Genomic DNA, 22,365 nt, shown 5'->3' on the forward strand with positions numbered 1-22,365 from the left:
CTGATATGGACGTAACGCTCCGCACGCCGCGCCTCACCCTCCGACAGCCGGTGCTGGACGATGCCTCGCGCATCGCCCGCTTTCTCGACAACTTCGCGGTCGCCGGCAATTTGAGCCGCGTGCCCTACCCCTATCGGCTGGCCGATGCCAAGGCGTGGCTCAGGACCTGGCGGCCCGACACCCCGGCCGGTGAAACCGGCTTCATGATCGACCTCGATGGCGAGGGGGTAATCGGCAATGTCGGCTTCCACCGCGACATCGAGGGCACGGTGATCGGCTACTGGCTGGCGCAGCCATTCTGGAACCGCGGGCTGATGAGCGAGGCGGTGCGCGCGAGCCTCGACTGGTATTTCGAAACCACCACGGCGCCCACGCTGGCCTCAGGGGTGTTCCACTTCAACAAGGCCTCGCTGGCCATCCAGAAGAAGGTCGGATTCGTCGAGATCGGCACCTCATCGCGCCTTTGCCTTGCGCGCGGAGAGGAGGTGCGCCATATCGACACCGAACTGACACGCACCGCCTGGATGGCCCACCGGCAGGCCGCCCGAGAAAGTACCAGATGAAATTCCTCGACCAAGCAAAGGTCTTCGTGCGCTCCGGCAATGGCGGTGCCGGCGCGGTATCGTTCCTGCGCGAGAAATTCGTCGAGTTCGGCGGCCCGAACGGCGGCAATGGCGGACGTGGCGGTGATGTCATCATCCGCTGTGTCGATGGCCTCAACACGCTGATCGACTATCGCTTCCAGCAGCATTTCAAGGCCGAGACCGGCACCCATGGCATGGGCAAGGACCGGCATGGCGCCAAGGGCGGCGACGCGATCCTCAAGGTGCCGGTCGGCACCCAGGTGTTCGAAGAGGACGGCGAGACGCTGATCGCCGATTTCACCGAGGTCGGCCAGGAGCTGGTCCTACTCGAAGGCGGCAATGGCGGCTTCGGCAACGCCCACTTCAAGACCAGTGCCAACCAGGCGCCGCGCCGCGCCAATCCCGGCCTCGTCGGTACCGAGAAATGGATCTGGCTGCGGCTGAAGCTGATCGCCGATGCCGGCCTTGTCGGCCTGCCCAATGCCGGCAAGTCGACCTTCCTCGCCGCGGTTTCGGCGGCCAAGCCGAAGATCGCCGACTATCCCTTCACCACGCTCCATCCCAACCTGGGCGTCGTCAGCATCGGCGAGCGCGACCTGGTGCTGGCCGATATTCCGGGCCTGATCGAGGGCGCGCATGAGGGCCAGGGGCTGGGCGACCGCTTCCTCGGCCATGTCGAACGCTGCGCCATCCTCGTCCACCTGATCGACGGCACGCAGGAGGACGTGAAGACCGCCTACAAGACCATCCGCGGCGAGCTCGCCGCCTATGCAGAGGAACTGGCTGAAAAACCGGAGATCGTCGTCCTCAACAAGATCGACGCGATCGACCCCGACGAAGTGAAGGAAAAGGTCAAGGTGCTGAAGCGCGCCAGCAAGGCGGAGGTCTTCACCTGCTCCGGCGTCACCGGCGAGGGCGTCGACAAGGTGCTCTACCGCATCATCGCGCAGATGGATGCCGACAAGGCCGAGCGCGACGAACTCGAACGCCGCAAAGCCGAGCCCACCTGGGTGCCGTGATGAACCTCGCCCTTCGCAGCGCTTGGCTACCCCTCACCCTAACCCTCTCCCCAGAGGGGAGAGGGGACGCGCGTTGCACCGGCCTTGCCCCTATCGCCCCCTCGCCCCTTTGGGGAGAGGGCCGGGGTGAGGGGCGCCGCACGACGGATGGCGCATCATGAGCAACGCGCTGGCGCCCTATCGGCGCATCACCATCAAGATCGGCTCGGCGCTCCTGGTCGACGGCGCGACCGGCAAGCTCCGCGCCGCCTGGCTGGCGTCGCTTGCCGCCGACCTCGCCGCGCTGAAAGCGCAGGGCGTGTCGCTGGTGATCGTCTCCTCGGGCGCCATCGCGCTCGGCCGGCGGCTGCTCAACCTCGATGCCCGCAACCTGCCGCTCGAGCAGAGCCAGGCCGCCGCCAGCGCCGGGCAGATCGCCCTCAGCCAGGCCTGGGCCGCGGCGCTCGCCGAGCACCAGATCGTCACCGGCCAGATCCTCCTCACCCCCAACATCACCGAGGAACGGCGTTACTTCCTCAACGCCCGCACCACCATCTCGACATTGCTCGGGCTGGGCGCCATCCCGATCATCAACGAGAACGATTCCGTGGCCACCGCCGAGATCCGCTATGGCGACAATGATCGCCTCTCGGCCCGCGTCGCTACCATGATCGAGGCCGACTGCCTGATCCTGCTCTCCGATGTCGATGGGCTCTATACCGCGCCGCCGAGCAAGGACCCGAACGCCGAGCATCTCGGCTTCGTCGCCGCGATCACGCCGGAGATCGACGCCATGGCCGGTGGCGCCGCCAGCCATTTGAGCCGCGGCGGCATGACCACCAAGGTCGAGGCCGGCAAGATCGCCACCCAGGCCGGCACCGCCATGATCATCGCCAAAGGCACCGCGGATCACCCGCTCCGCGCCCTGACCGAAGGCGCGCGCCACACCCTGTTCGCCCCCGCCGAAAGTCGGGCCCAGGCGCGCAAGCGCTGGATCATGGGCCATCTCGAGCTGCTCGGCGCCATCCATGTCGATGCCGGCGCCGCCCGCGCGCTACTCGATGGCAAGAGCCTGTTGCCGATCGGCGTCACCCGGGTCACCGGTGAGTTCGGCCGCGGCGACGCCGTCGCCATCCTCGGCCCCGATGGACGCGAGATCGCCCGCGGCCTTGCCGGCATGGGTCGCGAGGAAGCCGACCTGGTGAAGGGCAAGAACTCCCGTGTCGTCGCCGAGCTGCTCGGCATCGGCACGCGGTCGGAACTCATCCACCGTGACAACATGGTGGTGCTGATGGGCCTGGAGGCCAAAGTCTGATGAGCGCCGTAGAAGCTGTCGCCAACGACCTCTCCACCGTCATGCTTGAGCTCGGCCGGCGCGCCCGCGCTGCCGCCGCCGTGCTGGCCTTCGCCAGTCCCGAGAGCAAGGTGAAGGCGCTGCACGCCGCCGCCGACGCCATCGACGATCGCCGCGACGACATCCTCTCGGCCAATGCGCTCGATATGCGCGCTGCCGAGGGCAAGGGCATCTCCAAGGCCTTCCTCGACCGGCTGCAGCTCAACGACAAGCGCATCGACGCGATGATCGAGGGCCTTCGCACCATTGCCGAGCTGCCCGATCCGGTCGGCCGCGTGCTGGCCGAATGGACCCGCCCCAACGGCATGACCATCCGCCGCGTGGCCACCCCGCTCGGCGTCATCGGCGTTATCTTCGAGAGCCGCCCCAACGTCACCGCCGATGCCGGCGCGCTGACGCTGAAGGCCGGCAATGCGGTGATCCTCCGCGGTGGCTCGGACAGCGTGAACTCGTCGCGCGCCATCCATGCCTGCCTCGTCGCCGGGCTCAAGGCCGCGGGCCTGCCGGCCGACGCGATCCAGATCGTCCCCACCACCGATCGCGCCGCGGTTGGCGAAATGCTGGCCGGGCTCGGCGGCGCCATCGACGTGATCGTGCCGCGCGGCGGCAAGACGCTGGTCGCTCGCGTCCAGTCGGAAGCGCGCGTCCCGGTGTTTGCCCACCTCGAGGGCATCTGCCACACCTATATCGACAAATCCGCCGAACTGCCGATGGCGGTCGATGTCACCCTCAATGCCAAGATGCGCCGCACCGGCGTTTGCGGCGCCACCGAAACGCTGCTGCTGCATCGCGATGTGGTGGCGACGCACCTGAAGCCGGTGATCGCGGCGCTCATCGCCAAGGGCTGCGAGATCCGCGGCGACGCGACCGTCATGGCGCTGGTCCCCGAGGCCATCGTCGCCACCGAACAGGACTGGCACACCGAATACGAGGACGCCATCATTTCGGTGAAGGTGGTCGCCGATGTCGGCGAGGCCATCGCCCATATCGGCAAATACTCCTCGCACCACACCGAGGCGATCATCACCGAAGACCCTGCCTCGGTCGCCCGCTGGTTCAACGAGATCGACAGCGCGATCCTGCTCCACAATGCCTCGACCCAGTTTGCCGATGGCGGCGAGTTCGGCTTCGGCGGCGAGATCGGCATCGCCACCGGCAAGTTCCACGCCCGCGGCCCGGTCGGCGTCGAACAGCTGACGAGCTTCAAGTATCTGGTCGAAGGCACGGGGCAGACCCGGCCGTGACTGATAGAGACGGCCCCCTCCCATCCTCCCCCATGAAGGGGGAGGTGCCGCATCCAGCGCTTGGCACGACCAAGCCGCAGCCTCGACCTTCCTTCACCTCCCCCTTTATGGGGGAGGCCGGGAGGGGGCCGTCTCTATCAGTCGGCGAGGCCCCGCGCACATGACTCTCCCCCCCGACATCATCGCCCTCCCCCCCTTCGGCTCGGGCCTGCGCATCGGGCTGTTCGGCGGCAGCTTCAACCCCATCCATGAGGGCCACCGGCTCGTTGCCGAGCAGTGCCTGAAGCGCCTCGACCTCGATGCGGTTTGGCTGCTGGTCTCCCCCGGCAACCCGCTGAAGGACCATTCCGAGCTCGCGCCGCTCGAGGCCCGGGTTCGTGCGGCACGCGCGCTCACCGCCAACCCGCGCATCTACGCCACCGGCGTCGAGGCTGCGCACCGCTTCCATTTTACCGTCGATACGCTCGAGTGGCTGGTCGCCGCCTGCCCCGATACCCGCTTCGTTTGGATCATGGGCGCCGACAACCTCAGCCAGTTCGATCGCTGGGAGCGCTGGCAGGATATCGCCGCGCTCTTGCCGATCGCTGTCTACGCCCGACCCGGCTCGACCTTCCGCGCTACGGTGAGCAAGGCGGCGATCGCGCTCAAAAAGCACCGCCTGCCCGAAGCGGCTGCCGAGGCGCTTGCCACCAGCGAACCGCCCGCCTGGGTGTATCTGCACGGCATCACTTCGCCGCAGTCTTCGAGCGCCATCCGGGCGCGCAGCAAAGCTTCAGTCAAATGATTGAACCCGGCCGCCTTGCAGAACGCCAAACGAAGCGTCATATTGAAGGAGTAGTGGTTATTCGCCACTCAGGATGGGACAGGATTGATAGCTACGCTTGCGCTAGCCTTTCGACCCAACAACCAAGGACAGCTGAAACACGCATGAACCGTGCTCGTGTTGCATGGGCTGAGGCCATTTGATGGCATCGCCCAAAAAGAAGACCGAAACCGCACCGGTGGCCGAGGCCCCGGAACCCCACATGATCGATCTGGTGCTGCAGAGCCTTGACGACGCCAAGGCAGAGCAGACCGTTGCCATCGACATCACCGGCAAGTCGTCGCTCACCGACCATATGGTGGTGACCTCCGGCCGGTCGAACCGTCACGTCAGCGCCGTCGCCGACCAACTGGTCAAGGTGCTGCGCGAGCATGGCTTCGGCAAACCGCGGATCGAAGGACTGCCGCACGCCGACTGGGTGCTGGTCGATGCCGGTGACGTCATCGTTCACATCTTCCGGCCCGAAGTGCGCGAGTTCTACAACATCGAGAAGATGTGGGCGGCCGATTTCGCTGCCGACGGCCGCTAGTCCGTCGGCACCTCAGCCTTGCGCATCGCCATCGCCGCCATCGGCCGGATGAAGCAGGGCCCCGAGCGTGAGCTGGTCGCGCGCTATCTCGATCGCGCCAAAGCCGCGGGCAAGCCGCTCGCGCTGACCGGGTTCGACGTGCTCGAATTCGCCGAGTCCCGCGCCGCCACCACTGAGGGCCGCAAGGCCGACGAAGCGACGACCCTCCGCTCCGCCCTCCCCGAAGGCATTCGCATCGCACTCGACGAGCACGGCAAGACCATGCAGTCGGCTGCCTTCGCCAATCAGCTTGCCCGCTGGCGCGACGACGGCCGCCCGGCCGTCAGCTTCATCATCGGCGGCGCCGACGGGCTCGACCCCGCTTTCGTGCGCGAAGCCGACCTGACGCTCAGCTTCTCCCCGCTCACCTGGCCGCACCAGCTGGTTCGCATCATGCTGGCCGAGCAGCTCTATCGCACCACCACCATCCTCTCGGGACATCCATACCACCGCGAGTGACACCGGTTGCCGTCGCTCGAGGGGCGTGCCATCTGGAGACGTCGAAGCTCGGGGCAAGCATGCAGAAACCGATCGTCCATCACATCCCGGTCTGCCCGTTCTCGCAGCGGCTGGAAATCCTGCTGGCCCTCAAAGGCCAGCGTGACGCCGTTACCTTCTCGGTCGTCGACATCACCCGTCCGCGTCCACCCGAACTGCTGCAATTGAGCGGCGGCAGCACGGCGTTGCCGATCCTCGAAACCGCTGACGGCGTGCTGAAGGAAAGTCTCGTCATCCTCCGCTATCTCGACGAGACGTTCGCCGAGACGCCGATCGCCCGCGCCACGCCCTATGAGCGGGCGGTAGAAAACATGCTGATCGCCCTGGAAGGCGATTTTACCTCGAGCGGCTACCGCCTGGTGATGAACCAGGACAAAGATCGGCGCGGGGCGCTGCACGACGCCGTCCTCACCCAGTATCGTCGCCTCGAAGCGCTCCTTGCGAGCCACAATCCCGGCGGAACCTTCCTGTTCGAGCGCTTCGGGCTCGCCGAGGCAGTCTTCACCCCGATGTTCGTGCGGTTCTCCTTCCTCGCCTATTTCGAGGGTTTCGAGCTGCCTGCCGAAGGCTTCGAGCGCGTCAGCCGCTGGCGCGCCGCCTGCCTGGCGCATCCGGCAGCTCAGCAAGTAAGCAGTGAGGAAGTGGTCAAGGCCTACTACGACTATGCCCGCGGCGCCGGCAACGGTGCGCTGCCGGCAGGGCGGACGCGTTCCAGCTTCGTTTTCGAGCCGTATTGGGGCGGACGCCCCTGGCCTCCCAAAGACAAGTACGGCCCCGGCGCGACCGATGCGGAGCTGGGCCTGCTCGCCGCGGGCTGAACTTTCCGCCCCCGCCATCCAAAAGACAAACCCCCGGACTATCGGGCTCTGCGCTATGGTCGCGTGACCATGATTCGGGTGAACCAGGAAGTTTGATGCCGGCAACGGGCTGGTCGAGACGTGCAATTGCTGCGGGCGCCGCTTTGGCGCTGGCGCTTGCCACCGCCGCGCTCGCCCAACAGGCGACGCCGGAAGCTCCCGTCGCCGCGCCGGATGCCACGGCCCCCGCTGCCGCCCCTGCCGAAACGACTGCGCCGGCCACCGCTCCTGCCGATACAACGCCCGCCGACGCGCCGCCCCCCGGCGGGACCGCTGCCCCCGATCTCAACCTCCGCCCCGCCGTCGATGCCGCGGCGCCCACCATGGCGACATCAGGCGCGCCCGCCGATCCCGAGATGGCCGCTCAGCAGCAGGCCCTCGACGACATCGAGGCCTCGATCTCCGTCACCAAGGAGCGCGCCGACGCTCTGAAAAAAGAGATCGCCGACATGCAGGGCGATCGCACCAAGCAGAACGCCGCGCTGATCGCCGCGGCCGAGCGGGTGAAGCGCGCCGAAACCGATATCGTCGCGCTCGAGGACAAGCTCGGCGAACTGATCGTCCAGGAACTCGAAGTCCGCGGTCGCCTCGACGGCGCCGACGAGAATATCTCCAACGTCCTCGCCGCGCTCGAGCGGATTTCGCGCAACCCGCCCCCGGCGCTGATCGTCAATCCGTCCGATGCACTCGGCTCCGCCCGCTCCGCCATCCTGCTCTCCGCCATCATGCCAGAGCTGCAGAAGAAGGCCGACACCGTGATGGCCGACCTCAGCGAGCTCGGCAAGATCAAGGCCGATGCACTCGAGCAGCAGGGCAAGCTCGAGGCGAACCTGCAGATCCTCGAGGAAGAGCAACTGCGCATCGGCACGCTGATCGCCGCGCGCAAGGAGAACGAGAACCGCGCCACCACGGCGCTCGCCGCCGAAGAGGCAGAGGCGCAGGCGCTGGCCGACAAGGCCACCTCGCTGAAGCAACTGATCGACGACCTGCAGAAGCGCGCCGCCGCCGTCGCCACTGCTGCCGAGGCGACCGCCACGGCGAACGCCGGCGGCAGCACCCCGACGCTCGACAAGGACACCGTCCGCCTCGCCCTCGCCAACACCGATCGCAGCGAGCCGGCAGTGCCGTTCGCCCAGGCCAAGGGCTTCCTCACCATGCCCTCAAGCGGCGTCACGGTGATCGATTATGGCGCCGGTGACGGCTTCGGCGGCATCTCGCGCGGCCTCTCGGTCGTCACCCGCGCCGACGCCCAGGTGGTCTCACCCGCCGATGGCTGGGTGATGTTCCAGGGCGACTACCTCAATTATGGCCAAATCGTCATCCTCAATGCCGGTCAGGATTACACCATCCTGCTGGCGGGCCTCGCCAAGGTCGATGTGCAGATCGGCCAGTTCGTGATGATGGGAGAACCCGTCGGCACCATGGGATCACAGACAATTGGCCGTACCGTCGCGACCAGTGCTGGTGTCTCCCGTCCGACCCTCTATATTGAAATGCGAAAGAACAACGAGCCCGTTGACCCCACGGGATGGTGGTCGGTGGCTTCTGTTCCAACCCAGAGTGGATAGAATTTGATGCGCTTGACGCCCCTCCGCATAGTCGCTTCGATGGCTGCCGTGTTCACGCTCGGCCTCGCCTGTGCACCGCTCATTGCGCAGGACCAGACGCCGGCCGTCGACGCCGCGGCTCCCGCCAGTACCCCGCGCACCACCGACGAGGTCTATTCCGATCTCGACCTGTTCGGCGAAGTGTTCGACCGCATCCGCGCCGAGTATGTCGAAGCTCCCGATGAGCGCAAACTCATTCACGCGGCGCTGCAGGGCATGCTGACCTCGCTCGATCCCCATTCGGGCTATATGGAGCCGGTCGAGTATTCCGACGTGCAGGAGGATACCTCCGGCCAGTTCGGCGGCCTCGGCATCGAAGTGCAGATGGAAGACGGGGTGATCAAGGTCGTCTCGCCCATCGACGATACCCCGGCCGCCAAGGCCGGCATCCTCGCCAACGATTTCATCGTCGAGCTCGACGGCACCCAGGTGCAGGGCCTGACCCTCGACCAGGCGGTCGAGAAGATGCGCGGCCAGGTCGGCACCAAGATCACCGTCACCGTGGTGCGCGAAGGCGTCACCGAGCCGCTGAAGTTCGAACTGACCCGCGACGTCATCGCCACTCGCGCCGCCCGCATGACCATGGAAGGCGATGTCGGCGTCATCCGTCTCGCCCGCTTCTCCGAGCAGGCCTTTGTCGGCGTGCAGAAGGCCATCGACGACATCTACAAGGCCGCCGACGGCAAGGCGCCCAAGGGCATCATCCTTGATCTCCGCAACAACCCGGGCGGCCTCGTCGACCAGGCGGTGTTCGTCTCCGACGCCTTCCTCAAGCAGGGCGCCGTGGTGCTGACCCGCGGCCGCATCGAGCAGGAAAGCGCCCGCTACGACGCCAAGCCCGATGCGCTCGACCAGAAGCTCGCCGACGTGCCGATGGTGGTGCTGATCAATGGTGGCTCCGCCTCCGCCGCCGAGATCGTCGCCGGGGCGCTGCAGGACCACAAGCGCGCCACCGTCGTCGGCACTCGCTCGTTCGGCAAGGGCTCGGTGCAGTCGATCATTCCGCTCGGCGCCGATGGCGCCATGCGGCTGACCACGGCGCGCTACTACACCCCGAACAACCGCTCGATCCAGGCCTCCGGCATCCAGCCCGACATCCTCATCACCCAGGATGTCCCCGAGGAGTTCAAGGGTCGCGACGAGATCATCGGCGAAGCCGCGCTGCCGGGCGAAATCGGTGGCGGCACCGAGGAGAAGGCCACGGTCGGCTCTTCGGTCTACGTCCCCGCCGAGAAGGAAAAGGACAATCAGCTGCAGTACGCCATCAAGCTGATCGACGGCCTCGAGACCAACGAGGCCTTCCCGCCCAAGGCGGCCGGTTAACGAGACCTCAAGCGGCCCGGCCTCCCTCCCCCATGAGGGGAGGGATTGAGGGAGGGCGTGGTTCTGTGATCACCGATGGACCCCCACCCCCAGCCCCTCCCCTCCTAGGGGACGCGTAGCGCCCCGTGGGGGAGGGGAGCAAACAGGGTTAACGCTTCCTTACCCTTTGCCGGTCACACAATGAGCCTGATGCGGGGTGGCGATTCGCCGCCCCGTTCGATTCCCGCCGGGGCGTAGCCAGGCTTGGCCGCGCCGCCGTTCGCAGCATGGGATGAAGGCCAGACCGATGACCGACCTCAGCGCGCCCCTCGTTCGCCGCAAGGCGAGGCAAGCCAAGGCCGACGCGTCCGCCGGCAGCGCTCTGCCGCGCCGCCACATCCCGGTTACCCGCATCGCCCTTGGCCTTGTCGCGCTGATCGCCGTCGGCGTCACTGCCCGCATCATGCTGGTCGATGACCCTGAGGGCGGACGCCCCAGCGCCACCGTCGATATCGCCGGCAGCAACCCCGCCAACAGCGTCGCCGGCGCCGTCGCCATGCCGCCGGGCGAAGTAACTATCACCGCCGACCCCGAGATGTACCCGGTGGCGCCCGCCGAGGCGGTGCCGGCGCCGGCCGATACCGCGCTGATCGATCCCGCGGCGCTTGACCCCGAAATGCTCGAGGAAACCGAGTTCGGCGCCATCCCGCGCATTTCGGGCACCGGCATCCGCCCCTTCGATGTCTATTCGCGTCCGTCCGACACGCCCGCCACCTCGGGCGGCAAGCCTTTGATCGCCATCGTCGTCTCCGGCCTCGGCCTCAACACCGAAGGCACGCTCGACGCCATCAGCAAGCTGCCCGAAGAAGTGACCCTCGCCTTCGCCCCCTATGGCAAGACCCTCGAGCGCACCGTCGGAGCCGCCCGCGCCGAGGGCCATGAGCTGTTCCTCGAGGTGCCGCTCGAGCCGTTCGACTACCCCGAAAACGACCCGGGGCCGGATACCCTGCTCACCGGCCAGGCGCCGCGCGACAATCTTTCGAAGCTGTTCAAGGTGATGAGCAGCTTCCCCGGCTATGTCGGGCTGATCAACAATATGGGTGCTCGCTTCACCGCCTCGGGCGCCGATTTCGGCCCGATGATGGAGGAGCTCGGAGCGCGTGGGCTCGGTTATCTCGATGATGGCTCATCCAACCGCTCGCTCGCCCCGCAGCTGGCCCGCGCCAACCGCGTCCCCTTCGGCCGGGTCAACACCATGATCGATGCCAATCCGGCGCGCGCCCCGATCCTCGCTGCCCTCTCCGACCTCGAACAGCAGGCCCGCGACAAGGGTTACGCCATCGGCATCATCTCCGCCTTGCCGGTCTCGGTCGAAGCGGTTACCGAGTGGGCCAGGGACCTCGGCGAGCGCGGGATCGAGATCGTGCCGGCCAGTGCCCTGATGGCGGGAGAACCGAGCTGATGCCCAAGCCCTCTGACAGGCCAAAGCGTGAAGAGATGCCCTACCGCGATTGCGTCGGTACCGCCGTGTTCAACGCCGAGGGACTGGTGTTCATCGGTCGCCGCATGGCCGATGGCTCCGCCGATCGCACCGAGGTCAACGCTCCCTGGCAGATGCCGCAGGGTGGCATCGACAAGGGCGAGACCCCGATCGAAGCGGCCTGGCGCGAGCTGTTCGAGGAAACCTCGATCAAGACCGCCGAGCTGATCGCCGAGGCGCCGGAATGGATCTACTACGACCTGCCCGACGAAGCGCTCGGCATCGCGCTCAAGGGTAAGTATCGCGGGCAGCGGCAGCGCTGGTTCGCCTTCCGCTTCACCGGCAAAGACAGCGACATCGACGTTGCCAGCCCCGACAACGGCCACCCCGCCGAGTTCGACAAGTGGCGCTGGGAAAAGCTCGAAGCCCTGCCGGACCTCATCGTGCCATTCAAGCGCGAGGCGTATTTGAAGATCGTCGAGGCATTCAAGCATGTGCCCGCGGGCGTGCGGGGGTAGGCAAGGTGGCCTGAAAGCTCCGGGAATACGTCGCCGCCTCCGCGCGCTGCACACCCCCTCCCAACCTCCCCCGTCAAGGGGGAGGTGCCCATCGAGTTCGGGACCACGTAAGTGCCGCAACCACCGGCCGGCACCCTCCCCTTGACGGGGAGGGTTGGGGAGGGGTGTGCGGAGCCAGTAGAGGCGCTATTCGGGACCGGCTTGCAAGGCTCGAAAAACCACGCCATCTGTTGCCCATGAAAACCATCGGCCTCATCGGCGGCATGAGCTGGGAATCCACCGCTCACTACTACGCCATCCTGAACCGCGAGACGGCGGCCCGGCTGGGTGGCCTGCACTCGGCGCCGGTCATCGTCCATTCGGTCGACTTCGCCCCGATCGAGGCGATGCAGCGCGCCGGCAACTGGGACGGCGCCGGTGAAATCCTCGCCGGCATTGCCCGCTCGCTCGAAGCCCAGGGGGCCGGGGTCATCGGGCTTGCCACCAACACCATGCATATCTGCGCCCCGCAGATCATCGCGGCGCTCAACGTACCCTTCGTCCATATCGCGGCGCCCACCGCCGATGCCCTCATCGCCGACGGTATCGGCAAGGTCGGGCTGCTCGGCACCCGCTTCACCATGGAGAAGCGCTTCTACATCGAGGGGCTGGAGCAGCGCGGCCTCGAGGTGCTGGTACCCGATATCGGCATCACCAACCTCAACGGCATCATCTACGAGGAACTCTGCCTCGGCATCGTCCGCGAGGAGTCCCGCCGCACCTATGTCGACGCCATCACCCGCTTGCAGGCCCGCGGCGCCGAAGCAGTGATCCTCGGCTGCACCGAAATCTGCATGCTGATCGACGACAGCGTCAGCCCGCTGCCGACCTATGACACGACGGATCTGCACGCGAAGGCACTGGTGGCGGCGGCGTTGGCTTGAAGGGCTGACGGATAGAGACGGCCCCCTCCCGGCCTCCCCCATAAAGGGGGAGGTGAAGAGTCGGGGCTGTTGCTCGATCGTGCCCCGCACACCGGCGGGGCACCTCCCCCTTTATGGGGGACTTCGAGCCGTCCCGCAGGGCAAATCGCTCCAGTGGAGCGATTTGAGGGGAGAAGACCATGAGAGCTACGCTCGAATGGCAAAGGAGCGGGCCGTCTGCTTCAGTCAGCCCTAAGCCGCCCGCCGCATCCCGCCATGCGTCTGCTCCGCCACCTGGAACACCTCGACGATGCGGTCGAGCTCCGTCGCCTGCGCCTCGGTCTGCTCGATCGCCGCGTTGGTTTCTTCGACCAGCGCCGCGTTGTGCTGGGTCATCTCGTCCATCTGCCGCACGGCGGTGTTGACCTCTTCGATCGCCGAAGCCTGTTCGTGGCTGTCGCGGGCGATCTTTTCCATCAGCTGGTTCGACGAGCGCGCCGCGACGAGGATCGCCTCGAGTTTTTCGGCCGCTTCCGCCACCAGCTTCGAGCCACCCTTCACTTCGCCGCCCGACTGCTCGATCAACGCCTTCACTTCGCTGGAGGCTCCGGCTGCCGATTGCGCCAGGCGCCGCACTTCGACGGCCACCACGGCAAACCCTTTGCCGGCATCGCCGGCGCGCGCCGCTTCCACCGAGGCGTTGAGCGCCAGAAGGTTAGTCTGGAAGGCGATATCGTCGATCATCCCGATGATGTTCGAGATCTTGCCCGATGAGCTGGTGATCCGCTCCATTGCCGCATTGGCTTCTTGCATCACGCCGCCGCCCTGCTCGGCCGCCAGCGTCACCCGCCCGGAAGCCTGGCTCGCCTGCTGCGCATTCTGCGCGTTGGCCGTAACGGTCGAGGCCAGCTGCTCCATTGCCGCCGAGGTCTCCTCGATTGTCGCCGCCTGCTTGGTGGTGCGTTCGCTGAGGTCATTGGCGCCGGAGAGGATCTCGCCGGTCGCCGTCTTCAGCGAGCGCGAGGTGCCCTTCAACTGCCCGACGATCTCGGTCAGCCGCTCGGCCACCGCGTTGGTATCGTCCTTCAGCCGCGCGAAGGCGCCGCCATACTGGCCGTGCACACGCTGCGTCAGGTCGGTCTGTGCCAGCGCCGACAGCACTTCGCCGGTCTCGCTCAGCCCGCGGTCCACCGTCTCGACCAGCGAGTTGACGCTGCCGGCGAGCGTGTTCAGTTCTGCATCGGGGAACTCCGCCGCGACGCGCTTCGAAAAGTCACCGTCGATCGCCGCGTCCACCACGCCGCCGAACGCCTGCTGCAGTTCGGCCATCATCTTCACCCGCGCTTCCTGGTCGCGGATGATGCGCACCGCTTCGGCTTCGGTCATTTCGGCGACCTTCTTGCCGTTCTCGCGGAACACTTCCACCGCCCGCGCCAGCGTGCCCACCTCGTCGACACGATCGGTGCCCTGGACAGTGACCGAGTAATCGCCTTCCGCCATCACCTTGACGGTGCGGCCCATCGCCCCGAGCGGCACGCCCACCAACTGGCGGATCAGCTCGAACAGGATCGCACAGGCGGCCAGCACGCAGATTGCTGAAAGCAGGATAATCGTGGTGCGGCCTTCGTTCACCGCCGCCTGCAGCGTCGCCAGCGGCACGCTCGTCACCACCACCCAGCGGTCCTCGGTGCCGCCGACGCTGAACGGCGCCGCTGTCTGCCTGACGTCGGCATTGTCGGCTTCCTTGGCCATATTGTCGGCCAGCGCCGCGGTGACGATACTGCCCATCGGATCTGCTGCGTCGAGCGTCTTGCCGATCATCTGGGGGTCGGGGTGCGCGACAACGATGCCCTTGGCCGAAATCACCGCGACATTGCCGGTACCGAACGGCTTCAGCTCGGCCATCCGGGTGTTGATGTCGCTCAGCGACAGGTCGACGCCGCCAGTACCGAGATAGGTTGCACCATCCATGATCGGCGCGCCGAACGACATGATCAGCATGTCCTTGCCGGCCACCGTGTAGTTGTAGGGCTCGATGGCGACGGCGCGCCCCAGCGCCTTGGGCTGCAGGTAATAGTCGCCGGCGCCGGGCTGGTCGTAGCCGGTCAGCGCCTCCAGCACCACCGAACCCGAACCGCGGTTCCAGTACGGGATGTAGCGGCCGGTCGCGTCGTGCCCGGGCTTGTTCACCGCGGCGGCATCGTTGCCGTCGAGTGCATTGGGCTCCCAGCCCGACCAGGCGCCGAGCAGCCCTGGATTGCGCTCGAGGAACTGCCGGATGGTCGCGTCGTATACTGCGCGATCCTTGATCCCTGCGCTGTGCAGCCCCTGCAGTGCCGTGACGATCCCTTCGGCCGCCCGCTCGCCGCGCAGCAGGTCGGTAGAGACCTGCGCCGCGATCCCCTGGGTGGTTTCCGACTGCAGCTGGCGTGTCTGCGCCTCCATGGTGCCGCCGACCTGCTGCACCAGGAGCGTCATGCCGATGGCGAACACGGCCGTAAGGGCCGCGCCACCGAGCAGCGCAACCTTGAGAGAGAGGGAACGAATACGCATGCGGGGACGGCTCCTGCCGAATAGTGCTTTCTCGTGTATTCAGCGCAGTCCGCCGTTAAAGAACGGTCAACCACAATGGCCCCGATGCCAATATATTAGGCAACACCCTCGGCTCAAAAAACGAGACCCCGGCCAGTGGCCGGGGTCCACGATCAGCGCCGCTGGGGCGCGTCAGAACTCCGCCCAGTCCTTCGCCACTGCCGCATTGCCCTCGCTGAGATAGCTGCGGGCCGCCGCCTTCACCTTCTGCTGCAGAGCCTTGACGCTGCCGGGGCGCGGCTCGGCTGGCATCGACATCGCCCCGCCGTCCTCGATCGAGAACACGTCGACGATCTTGTCGAGTTCGGTCGCCTGCCCCTCGGTCTGCTCGATCGCCGCATTGGTCTGTTCCACCAGCGCGGCATTCTGCTGCGTCATCTCGTCGAGCACCCGCACCGCTGAGCTCACCTCCTCGATGGCGCCCGCCTGTTCGCGGCTCGCCGTGGCGATACCCTCGATCAGGTTCGAGCTCTCGCGCGCCGTCTCCAGCATGGCCACCAGCTTCTGCGCCGCCTCGGCCACCAGCTTCGAGCCGCCCGCGACCTCCGTGCCCGACTGCTCGATCAGCGCCTTCACCTCCGATGAGGCGCTCGCCGCCGATTGCGCCAGCCGCCGCACTTCCACCGCCACCACCGCAAAGCCCTTGCCGGCATCGCCGGCCCGCGCGGCTTCGACCGAAGCGTTGAGCGCCAGCAGGTTGGTCTGGAAGGCGATGTCGTCGATCATCCCGATAATGTTGGAGATCTTGCCCGACGAAGTGGTGATCCGCTCCATCGCCGCGGTCGCCTTCTCCATCACCGCGCCGCCTTCCGTCGCCGTCTTGCTGACGTCCTGCGCCTTGATCGAGGCGTCGGCCGCCCGCTTGGCATTCTCGGTCACCGTCGACGCCAGTTGCTCCATCGAAGCCGAGGTCTCCTCGATCGTCGCTGCCTGCTTGGTGGTCCGTTCGCTGAGATCGTTGGCGCCCGACAGGATTTCGCCGGTCGCCGTCTTCAGCGCCCGCGATGTGGTCTGCAGCGAGGTGACGATCTCGGTGATCCGCTCCAGCGAGGCATTGAATGCCTGCCGCAGCCCCTCGTACTGGCCGGTAAACTGGGTATCCACTCGCCCGCCCAGGTCGCCATCGGCCATCCGCGCCAGCGAGGTTTTGAGGAGCTCGATGATCGCCTCGGATTTCTTGCGCTCGGTGATGTCGGACGCAAACTTCACCACCTTCATCGGCTTGCCGGCGGCATCGAATACCGGGTTGTAGGAGGCCATGATCCACACCTCCTTGCCGCCCTTGCCGAAGCGCTTGAACTCCGACGCGATGAACTCGCCGCTACGCAGCCGGGCCCAGAACTGCTCATACTCGGCGCTGGCGCCGTAGCTGGGCTCGACGAACATCCGGTGGTGCCGCCCCTGGATTTCCTCGAGCCGGTAACCCAGCGTCGCAAGGAAGTTCTCGTTGGCGCTGATGATGGTGCCATCGAGCTTGAACTCGATCACCGCCTGCGACCGGCTGATCGCCGCCACCTGCCCCGCCATGTCGGCGGCACGGTTCTTCTGCTCGGTAATGTCGGAGGCGAACTTGATCACCTTGATCGGCTTGCCCGCCTTATCGAGGATCGGGTTGTAGCTCGCCTGCAGCCAGATCTCCCGGCCACCCTTGCCGAAGCGGCGATACTCGCCCGACTGGAACTGCCCCGCCCCCAGCGAGCGCCAGAATTCGGCATAGTCCGGCCCCTGCGCCTGCACCGGATCGACGAACATCCGGTGGTGCTTGCCCTGGATCTCCTCCAGCGCATACCCGGTGGCACCGAGAAAATTGGCGTTCGCCGTGATGATGGTGCCGTCGAGCTTGAACTCGATCACCGCCTGGCTGCGCAGGATCGCCGCGACCTTGCTGCGATCATCCGAATGAGAAGAGCCGGTAAACCCGTCGAAAATAGACTGACCCATGACTTCTGCCCCCAAAAACCGCTTCTGCGGATCCGGCGTGATTTCAGCGCATATCCGCTTGAGGAACCTCCAAGCCGGGCATGCGTATTAACGCGCGGTACACCATGAGGGTGCGCCTTCGTGCCTCCGTGAGCAGTTAGTGCTCATCTAGGCAGTTATGCCTATTTCGCGACCATTGTCGCTGCTGCAACGAAAAAGGGCGCCAGATGGCGCCCTTTCGCTGACAGGAGTTGCTGTTGGCCGTTGGCATGAGCCCCATTCTTCGGTGGGGATGCACCATACCCACCACCTACTCGGGATGACCGCCGGTGGGTGGGCGACGCGGTGCCCAGCTCTTCCGTGAAACGCGTTAGAACTCGTTCCAGTCGCTGCTGATCGCAGCGTTGCCCTGGCTCAGATAGACCTGCCGCGCTGCTTTCCGCGGCACGGCCGGCGCCGCGCCAGCCTCGGCGACGGTGAAGATATCGACGATCCGGTCCAGCTCGCCCGCCTGCGACTCGGTCTGTTCGATCGCGGCATTGGTCTGCTCAACCAGCGCCGCATTGTGCTGCGTCATCTCGTCGAGTGTCCGCACCGCAACGTTCACCTCCTCGATCGATGAGGCTTGCGCCCGGCTCTCGCCGGCGATCCCCTGCAGCAGTTCATAGTTAGTGCGTGCCCCCTCGAGCATCACCCCGAGCTTTGCCGCCGCTTCCGCCACCAGCTTCGAGCCGCCGGCGACTTCCGTGCCCGATTGCTCGATCAGCGCCTTCACCTCCGATGAGGCGCTCGCCGCCGACTGCGCCAGCCGCCGCACTTCCACCGCCACCACCGCGAAGCCCTTGCCCGCATCGCCGGCCCGCGCCGCTTCCACCGAAGCGTTGAGCGCCAGCAGGTTGGTCTGGAAGGCGATATCGTCGATCAGCCCGATGATATTGGAGATCTTGGCCGACGACTGGGTGATCCGCTCCATCGCCGCCTCGGCCTCGCGCATCACTGCGCCGCCCTGCTCGGCCGTCCGCGACACATCGGCCGCATTGCTGCTCGCCGATTCCGCGCGCTTGGCATTTTCGAGCACCGTTACCGCCAGTTGCTCCATCGCTGCCGAGGTCTCTTCGATCGTCGCTGCCTGCTTGGTGGTGCGCTCGCTCAGATCATTGGCGCCCGACAGGATCTCGCCCGTCGCCACCTTGAGCGAACGCGAGGTCGAGCGGAGGTTGGTCACCACCTCGGTCAGCCGGTCGCCGACCGCGTTGGTGTCGTCCATCAGCTTCTTCAGCGATCCCGCATAATTGCCTTCCATGCGCCGCGTCAGGTCGGCCTGCGCCAGCGCCCCGAGCACCTGTGCCGTCTCGCCGATCGAGGCATCGACCGTCTCGACCAGCTGGTTGACGCCCTCAGCCAATGTCCTCAGATCCTGGTCAGTGAAGTCGGTGCCGACCCGGCGGCTGAAATCGCCCTCCAGTGCAGCCCCCACCACGTCGCCGATCTCCTGGTTGAGCGCCGCCGCCGCATCGGCGCGCGCCACCGTCACCCGGGCAGTCGCCGCCGCCTCGCCGGCCAGCACATCGCGGCTGCGCAGCGCCTCGCGGAAGATGCCGAGCACCCGGCCGAGGCCGTTGACCTCGGCAATCCTGTTATTGTCATCGACAGCAACCTCGAGGTCGCCCTCCGACAGCCGGCGGAACCCTTCGGTCATCCGCGCCAGGGGCTTGGCCACGAACCGCTGCGCCAGCAGCATCGTGGCCACCGCCAGCCCGACGATCAGGGCCAGCCCGCCCCAGGTCGCGATGTCGGAAAGCTGGCCATTCTGCTGGGCCGCCCCGAGCTGCGCCACATTGGCGGCCTCGATCGCATCGGACACCTGGGACATCTCGCCTTCGAGCACCTCGAAGCTCTGGTCGAACGCGGCAAGATCGGTCGTTGCGCCGGCAACGTCGAACTCAGTGGCCTTTTCCACCAGCGCCGTCGCCGCGTTGATGTAGGCGTCGAGGGGGCCTGCGAGGTTGTCGAGCGCCTCGCGAACGTCGGTCGGCACGTCAAGGTCGGCCTGTGACGCGATCGCCGCCCGGAACGAGTCGCCATAGGTCTTTACGTCGACATAAGTGTCCTGGACCATGGTGATATCGCCGGAAATCACCGCGTAGAGGCTGCGGTAGACCAGCCCGCGCATGCTGTCGTGCAGCATGTCGGCGGTCATATGAGCCCGCATCGAGCTCATCAGCGTCTCACTGCTGTGGCCCGATGTCTTGAAGCCGGTGGAGACGTAAAGGCTCGCCCCCGCCACCACACCGCCGATCAGCACCAGCGCCGCGACCAACCCGAACACCAGGGTCCTGAGCCGCACGCCACTTCCCGACGCCGCCTGGGCGCGGGTTTCCGGCGTCGTCGACGCGCCGGCAGTACCCTTGTGCTTCATTCTGAAGTTCCGTCGGCCGACGCCACCGCCTTCTGGCGGCCCAAGGGACACACGCGGCCGGCGTGCGTCCCGATGTGAACAAAGGGTGCTCTCTGATGGTTAATGCGTAGTTGAAAACCCGACCTGAAGCTAAAATTCTGCCCAGTCGTCGGCCTTGATCGCAGTGTTGCCACGGCTGAGGTAAGTCTTCGCCGCTGCCTTCACCCGCTGTTCCAGTGCCTTGATCCCGCGCTGCGGCTGCAGCTCCACCACGGGCGAGGCCGCCTCGGCCTGGCCGTCGACGGTGAACACCGCAACGATCCGGTCGAGCTCGCTGGCCTGCGCCTCGGTCTGCTCGATCGCCGCGTTGGTTTCTTCGACCAGCGCCGCATTATGCTGGGTCATCTCATCCATCTGCCGGACCGCGGTATTGACCTCCTCGATCGCCGCAGCCTGCTCGCGGCTGTCCCGCGCGATACCTTCCAGCAGCTCGCGGTTACCGCGCACCGCCACCAGCATTTGCTCGAGCTTGGCCGCTGCTTCCGCCACCAGCTTGGAGCCACCCTGCACCTGGTTCGCCGACTGCTCGATCAGCGCCTTCACTTCCGCCGAAGCGCTGGCCGCCGATTGCGCCAGCCGCCGCACTTCCACCGCCACCACCGCAAAGCCCTTGCCGGCGTCACCGGCGCGCGCCGCTTCCACCGAGGCGTTGAGCGCCAGCAGGTTCGTCTGGAAGGCGATGTCGTCGATCAGCCCGATGATGTTGGAGATCTTCGCCGAGCTCTCGGTGATCCGCCCCATCGCCGCGTTGGCGTTGAGCATCACCGCCCCGCCGGCTTCCGCCGTCGTCGTCACCTCTGCGGCATTTTCCGAGGCACCGGCGGCGCGCTGCGCATTGGCCAGCACCGTGGTTGCCAGCTGCTCCATCGCAGCGGACGTCTCCTCGATCGTCGCCGCCTGCTTGGTGGTGCGCTCGCTCAGATCGTTGGCGCCCGAGAGGATCTCGCCAGTCGCCGTCTTCAGGTCGAACGAGGTCTTCTTCAGCTGCGTCACGATATCGGTGAGCTTTTCGGCCACCGTGTTGGTGTTGTGCTTCAGTCGCGCGAACTCGCCCTCATAGGCGCCGTTCATACGCCGCGTCAGGTCGGCCTCGGCCAGCGCCTCGAGCACGTCGCCGGCTTCGTTCAACCCGCTCGCCACCGTATCCATCAGCCCGTTGAAGTTGTTGGCGATGCGCTCGATATCGGCATCGGCGAAATGCGCGTCGATGCGTCGCGACAGGTCGCCCTTCAGCGTCGCCGCCACCACCCCGTCGAAGGCGTTCTGGAAGGCCAGCATCATCTGGGCGCGCTCCGCCGCCTTCTCGTGCCGGGTGCGTTCGTCTTCATTCATTTCGGCGACGCGGATGCCGTTCTCCTTGAACACCTGCACCGCGGCCGCCATCTGGCCGATCTCGTTCTTTTCGCCCGCATAGGGCACCTCGGTCGCAAAGTCGCCCTCGGCGATCCGCGCCATCGTCTCGGTCACCCGGGTCAATGGGTTCGACACATAGCGCGTGCCGACATAGAGCGCCGCGCCGACGCCGGCGAGCAGCCCGAGCAGCGTCGCACCTGCCACCACCGGCAGGATCAGCGCCTCGAAGCCGCCGATCTCGGCCTTGATCGCCTCGAACTGCGCCTGGTCGTTCTCCACCACGGCATCGATCTCGGCCTGGTAGGCCTTGCGGTTGGCGCGGTTGGCGTCGTTATTGCCCTGCGCATTGGCCTGTGCCGGATCGATCGTCGCGAGGCGTGCCGTCTCGGCGCGGAACTGCCGGAACTCTGCCGTCCGCGCCACCACCTGGTCGAACGCCGCCCGATCGGCTGCCGGCACCAGCGGCTGCCACTCGGCAAGGTGCGCATCGATCTTGTCGAGCGACTTCAGCAGCCCCTCGGCAAACGGCGCCGCCTTCTCGATATTGGGCGAGGCATAGATGCCGCGCGCATCCATCACCACCGCCGTCACCAGGCGGTTGAGGTGCTCGCCGTTGAAGGCCCGCTGCGATGCCGCTTCGAGCTGCTCGGTGCGCTCGGTGAACGACGCCGTCACATACATGGCAAGGCCGCCGATCGCCGAGACCACCAGGCCCATCACGGCAACGATAAGGAAAAGGCGGGTCCGGATCTTCATTGGTCTGCGCTCGCTCTGCTTCTGGAGTGGACGACGTCGTGGACGACTTGCGGCAATGACTGAGCGCGTCCGGAATTGCTTCCGGTGAACGGCCTCGTTTTGCTGGGGATCAATTGGGCGCGGCTCCACAACTGGCCGCGGCTGTCCTGGCCCCGGCGCGGTTAGTCTTGCTGCATTCCCGATATCGACAATTACGCAGTTTGCCTTAAGGGATGGTGAATTGCTTCCGGTTGCGTATTTAGGATACGTGGCCGTGATCTGGGGTGTGCCTGAGTCCCGTTCCCGCCACCCCCACGGTGCCACCCCGGCGCAGGCCCGGGCCCATCCCGAGGTGTCGAGTGGACCCGCGAACCCCACCCCACAACCGGCTGTCATCCTGCGAAAGCAGGGACCCCACGGCGGGGGCTGTCCGGCATCCACCTGCGCGGGCTGTGAGGTGGGTCCCTGCTTTCGTGTGTTGTTCCGGCGGATTGGCGGGATGGACTCGGTGTAGAACGAGGCGTTGCCTTTGTCAGGGAGCGCTTGGGATGGATCTGAAGTTGCACGCCAAT

The 22,365-nt window shown here is 66.4% G+C and carries 17 protein-coding genes; 13 read left to right on the forward strand and 4 right to left on the reverse strand.

Annotated elements, in window-relative coordinates:
* The first annotated feature begins 5 nt into the window (after positions 1–5).
* The 13 genes from ASC89_RS26875 (at position 6) to ASC89_RS26935 (ending at position 12,756) form a co-directional block, all read left to right on the forward strand.
* A complete protein-coding gene (locus ASC89_RS26875; RefSeq protein WP_055875661.1) occupies positions 6–563 on the forward strand; it encodes a GNAT family N-acetyltransferase in 558 nt (185 codons plus the stop codon).
* A complete protein-coding gene (gene obgE, locus ASC89_RS26880; RefSeq protein ID WP_056003857.1) occupies positions 560–1,603 on the forward strand; it encodes a GTPase ObgE in 1,044 nt (347 codons plus the stop codon). The genes ASC89_RS26875 and obgE overlap by 4 nt, the downstream gene beginning before the upstream one ends.
* A 157-nt stretch (positions 1,604–1,760) precedes the next feature.
* Entirely contained in the window at positions 1,761–2,897 is a 1,137-nt protein-coding gene (gene proB / locus ASC89_RS26885) for a glutamate 5-kinase (RefSeq protein ID WP_056003859.1), read from the forward strand.
* The gene (locus ASC89_RS26890; RefSeq protein WP_056003862.1) at positions 2,897–4,180 is read left to right on the forward strand and encodes a glutamate-5-semialdehyde dehydrogenase; all 1,284 of its coding nucleotides are present in this window, start codon (positions 2,897–2,899) and stop codon (positions 4,178–4,180) included. Before proB ends, ASC89_RS26890 begins: the two co-directional genes overlap by 1 nt.
* Before the next feature lie 160 nt (positions 4,181–4,340).
* On the forward strand, positions 4,341–4,964 hold the full coding sequence (locus ASC89_RS26895) for a nicotinate-nucleotide adenylyltransferase (protein WP_056003865.1): 624 nt from the start codon (positions 4,341–4,343) through the stop codon (positions 4,962–4,964).
* A gap of 181 nt (positions 4,965–5,145) precedes the next feature.
* Positions 5,146–5,532: a ribosome silencing factor gene (gene rsfS / locus ASC89_RS26900; protein WP_082527896.1), complete on the forward strand. Its 387-nt coding sequence runs from the start codon at positions 5,146–5,148 to the stop codon at positions 5,530–5,532.
* Positions 5,533–5,550: 18 nt separating this feature from the next.
* Positions 5,551–6,030 carry a 23S rRNA (pseudouridine(1915)-N(3))-methyltransferase RlmH gene (rlmH, locus tag ASC89_RS26905; RefSeq protein WP_055875647.1) on the forward strand — a complete coding sequence of 160 codons (480 nt, stop codon included), beginning with the start codon at positions 5,551–5,553 and terminating at the stop codon, positions 6,028–6,030.
* 59 nt (positions 6,031–6,089) lie between these two features.
* Complete coding sequence (locus ASC89_RS26910) at positions 6,090–6,887, forward strand: glutathione S-transferase family protein (RefSeq protein ID WP_056003873.1); 798 nt, start codon at positions 6,090–6,092, stop codon at positions 6,885–6,887.
* Positions 6,888–6,982: 95 nt separating this feature from the next.
* Positions 6,983–8,494 (forward strand): murein hydrolase activator EnvC, encoded by a 1,512-nt coding sequence (locus tag ASC89_RS26915; protein ID WP_156384790.1) that lies wholly within the window; start codon positions 6,983–6,985, stop codon positions 8,492–8,494.
* Between the two features lie 6 nt (positions 8,495–8,500).
* Entirely contained in the window at positions 8,501–9,856 is a 1,356-nt protein-coding gene (locus tag ASC89_RS26920; protein ID WP_244488566.1) for a S41 family peptidase, read from the forward strand.
* 286 nt (positions 9,857–10,142) lie between these two features.
* Positions 10,143–11,297, forward strand: a complete 1,155-nt coding sequence (locus ASC89_RS26925) for a divergent polysaccharide deacetylase family protein (protein ID WP_156384791.1) — start codon at positions 10,143–10,145, stop codon at positions 11,295–11,297.
* Positions 11,297–11,833 carry an RNA pyrophosphohydrolase gene (locus tag ASC89_RS26930; protein WP_056003881.1) on the forward strand — a complete coding sequence of 179 codons (537 nt, stop codon included), beginning with the start codon at positions 11,297–11,299 and terminating at the stop codon, positions 11,831–11,833. Before ASC89_RS26925 ends, ASC89_RS26930 begins: the two co-directional genes overlap by 1 nt.
* A gap of 236 nt (positions 11,834–12,069) precedes the next feature.
* On the forward strand, positions 12,070–12,756 hold the full coding sequence (locus tag ASC89_RS26935; protein ID WP_056003886.1) for an aspartate/glutamate racemase family protein: 687 nt from the start codon (positions 12,070–12,072) through the stop codon (positions 12,754–12,756).
* A 231-nt stretch (positions 12,757–12,987) separates the two neighbouring features.
* Here ASC89_RS26935 and ASC89_RS26940 read toward each other — a convergent pair whose 3' ends face one another.
* From ASC89_RS26940 to ASC89_RS26955, 4 genes are all read right to left on the reverse strand, one after another.
* The gene (locus ASC89_RS26940; protein ID WP_056003889.1) at positions 12,988–15,288 is read right to left on the reverse strand and encodes a methyl-accepting chemotaxis protein; all 2,301 of its coding nucleotides are present in this window, start codon (positions 15,286–15,288) and stop codon (positions 12,988–12,990) included.
* A 171-nt stretch (positions 15,289–15,459) separates the two neighbouring features.
* Entirely contained in the window at positions 15,460–17,268 is a 1,809-nt protein-coding gene (locus ASC89_RS26945; protein ID WP_056003892.1) for a methyl-accepting chemotaxis protein, read from the reverse strand.
* Positions 17,269–17,617: 349 nt separating this feature from the next.
* Positions 17,618–19,666 (reverse strand): methyl-accepting chemotaxis protein, encoded by a 2,049-nt coding sequence (locus ASC89_RS26950; RefSeq protein WP_056003895.1) that lies wholly within the window; start codon positions 19,664–19,666, stop codon positions 17,618–17,620.
* Between the two features lie 129 nt (positions 19,667–19,795).
* On the reverse strand, positions 19,796–21,814 hold the full coding sequence (locus ASC89_RS26955; protein WP_056003898.1) for a methyl-accepting chemotaxis protein: 2,019 nt from the start codon (positions 21,812–21,814) through the stop codon (positions 19,796–19,798).
* Positions 21,815–22,365 lie beyond the last annotated feature (551 nt).

This window comes from Devosia sp. Root413D1, from assembly GCF_001425235.1.
Lineage (GTDB): Bacteria > Pseudomonadota > Alphaproteobacteria > Rhizobiales > Devosiaceae > Devosia_A.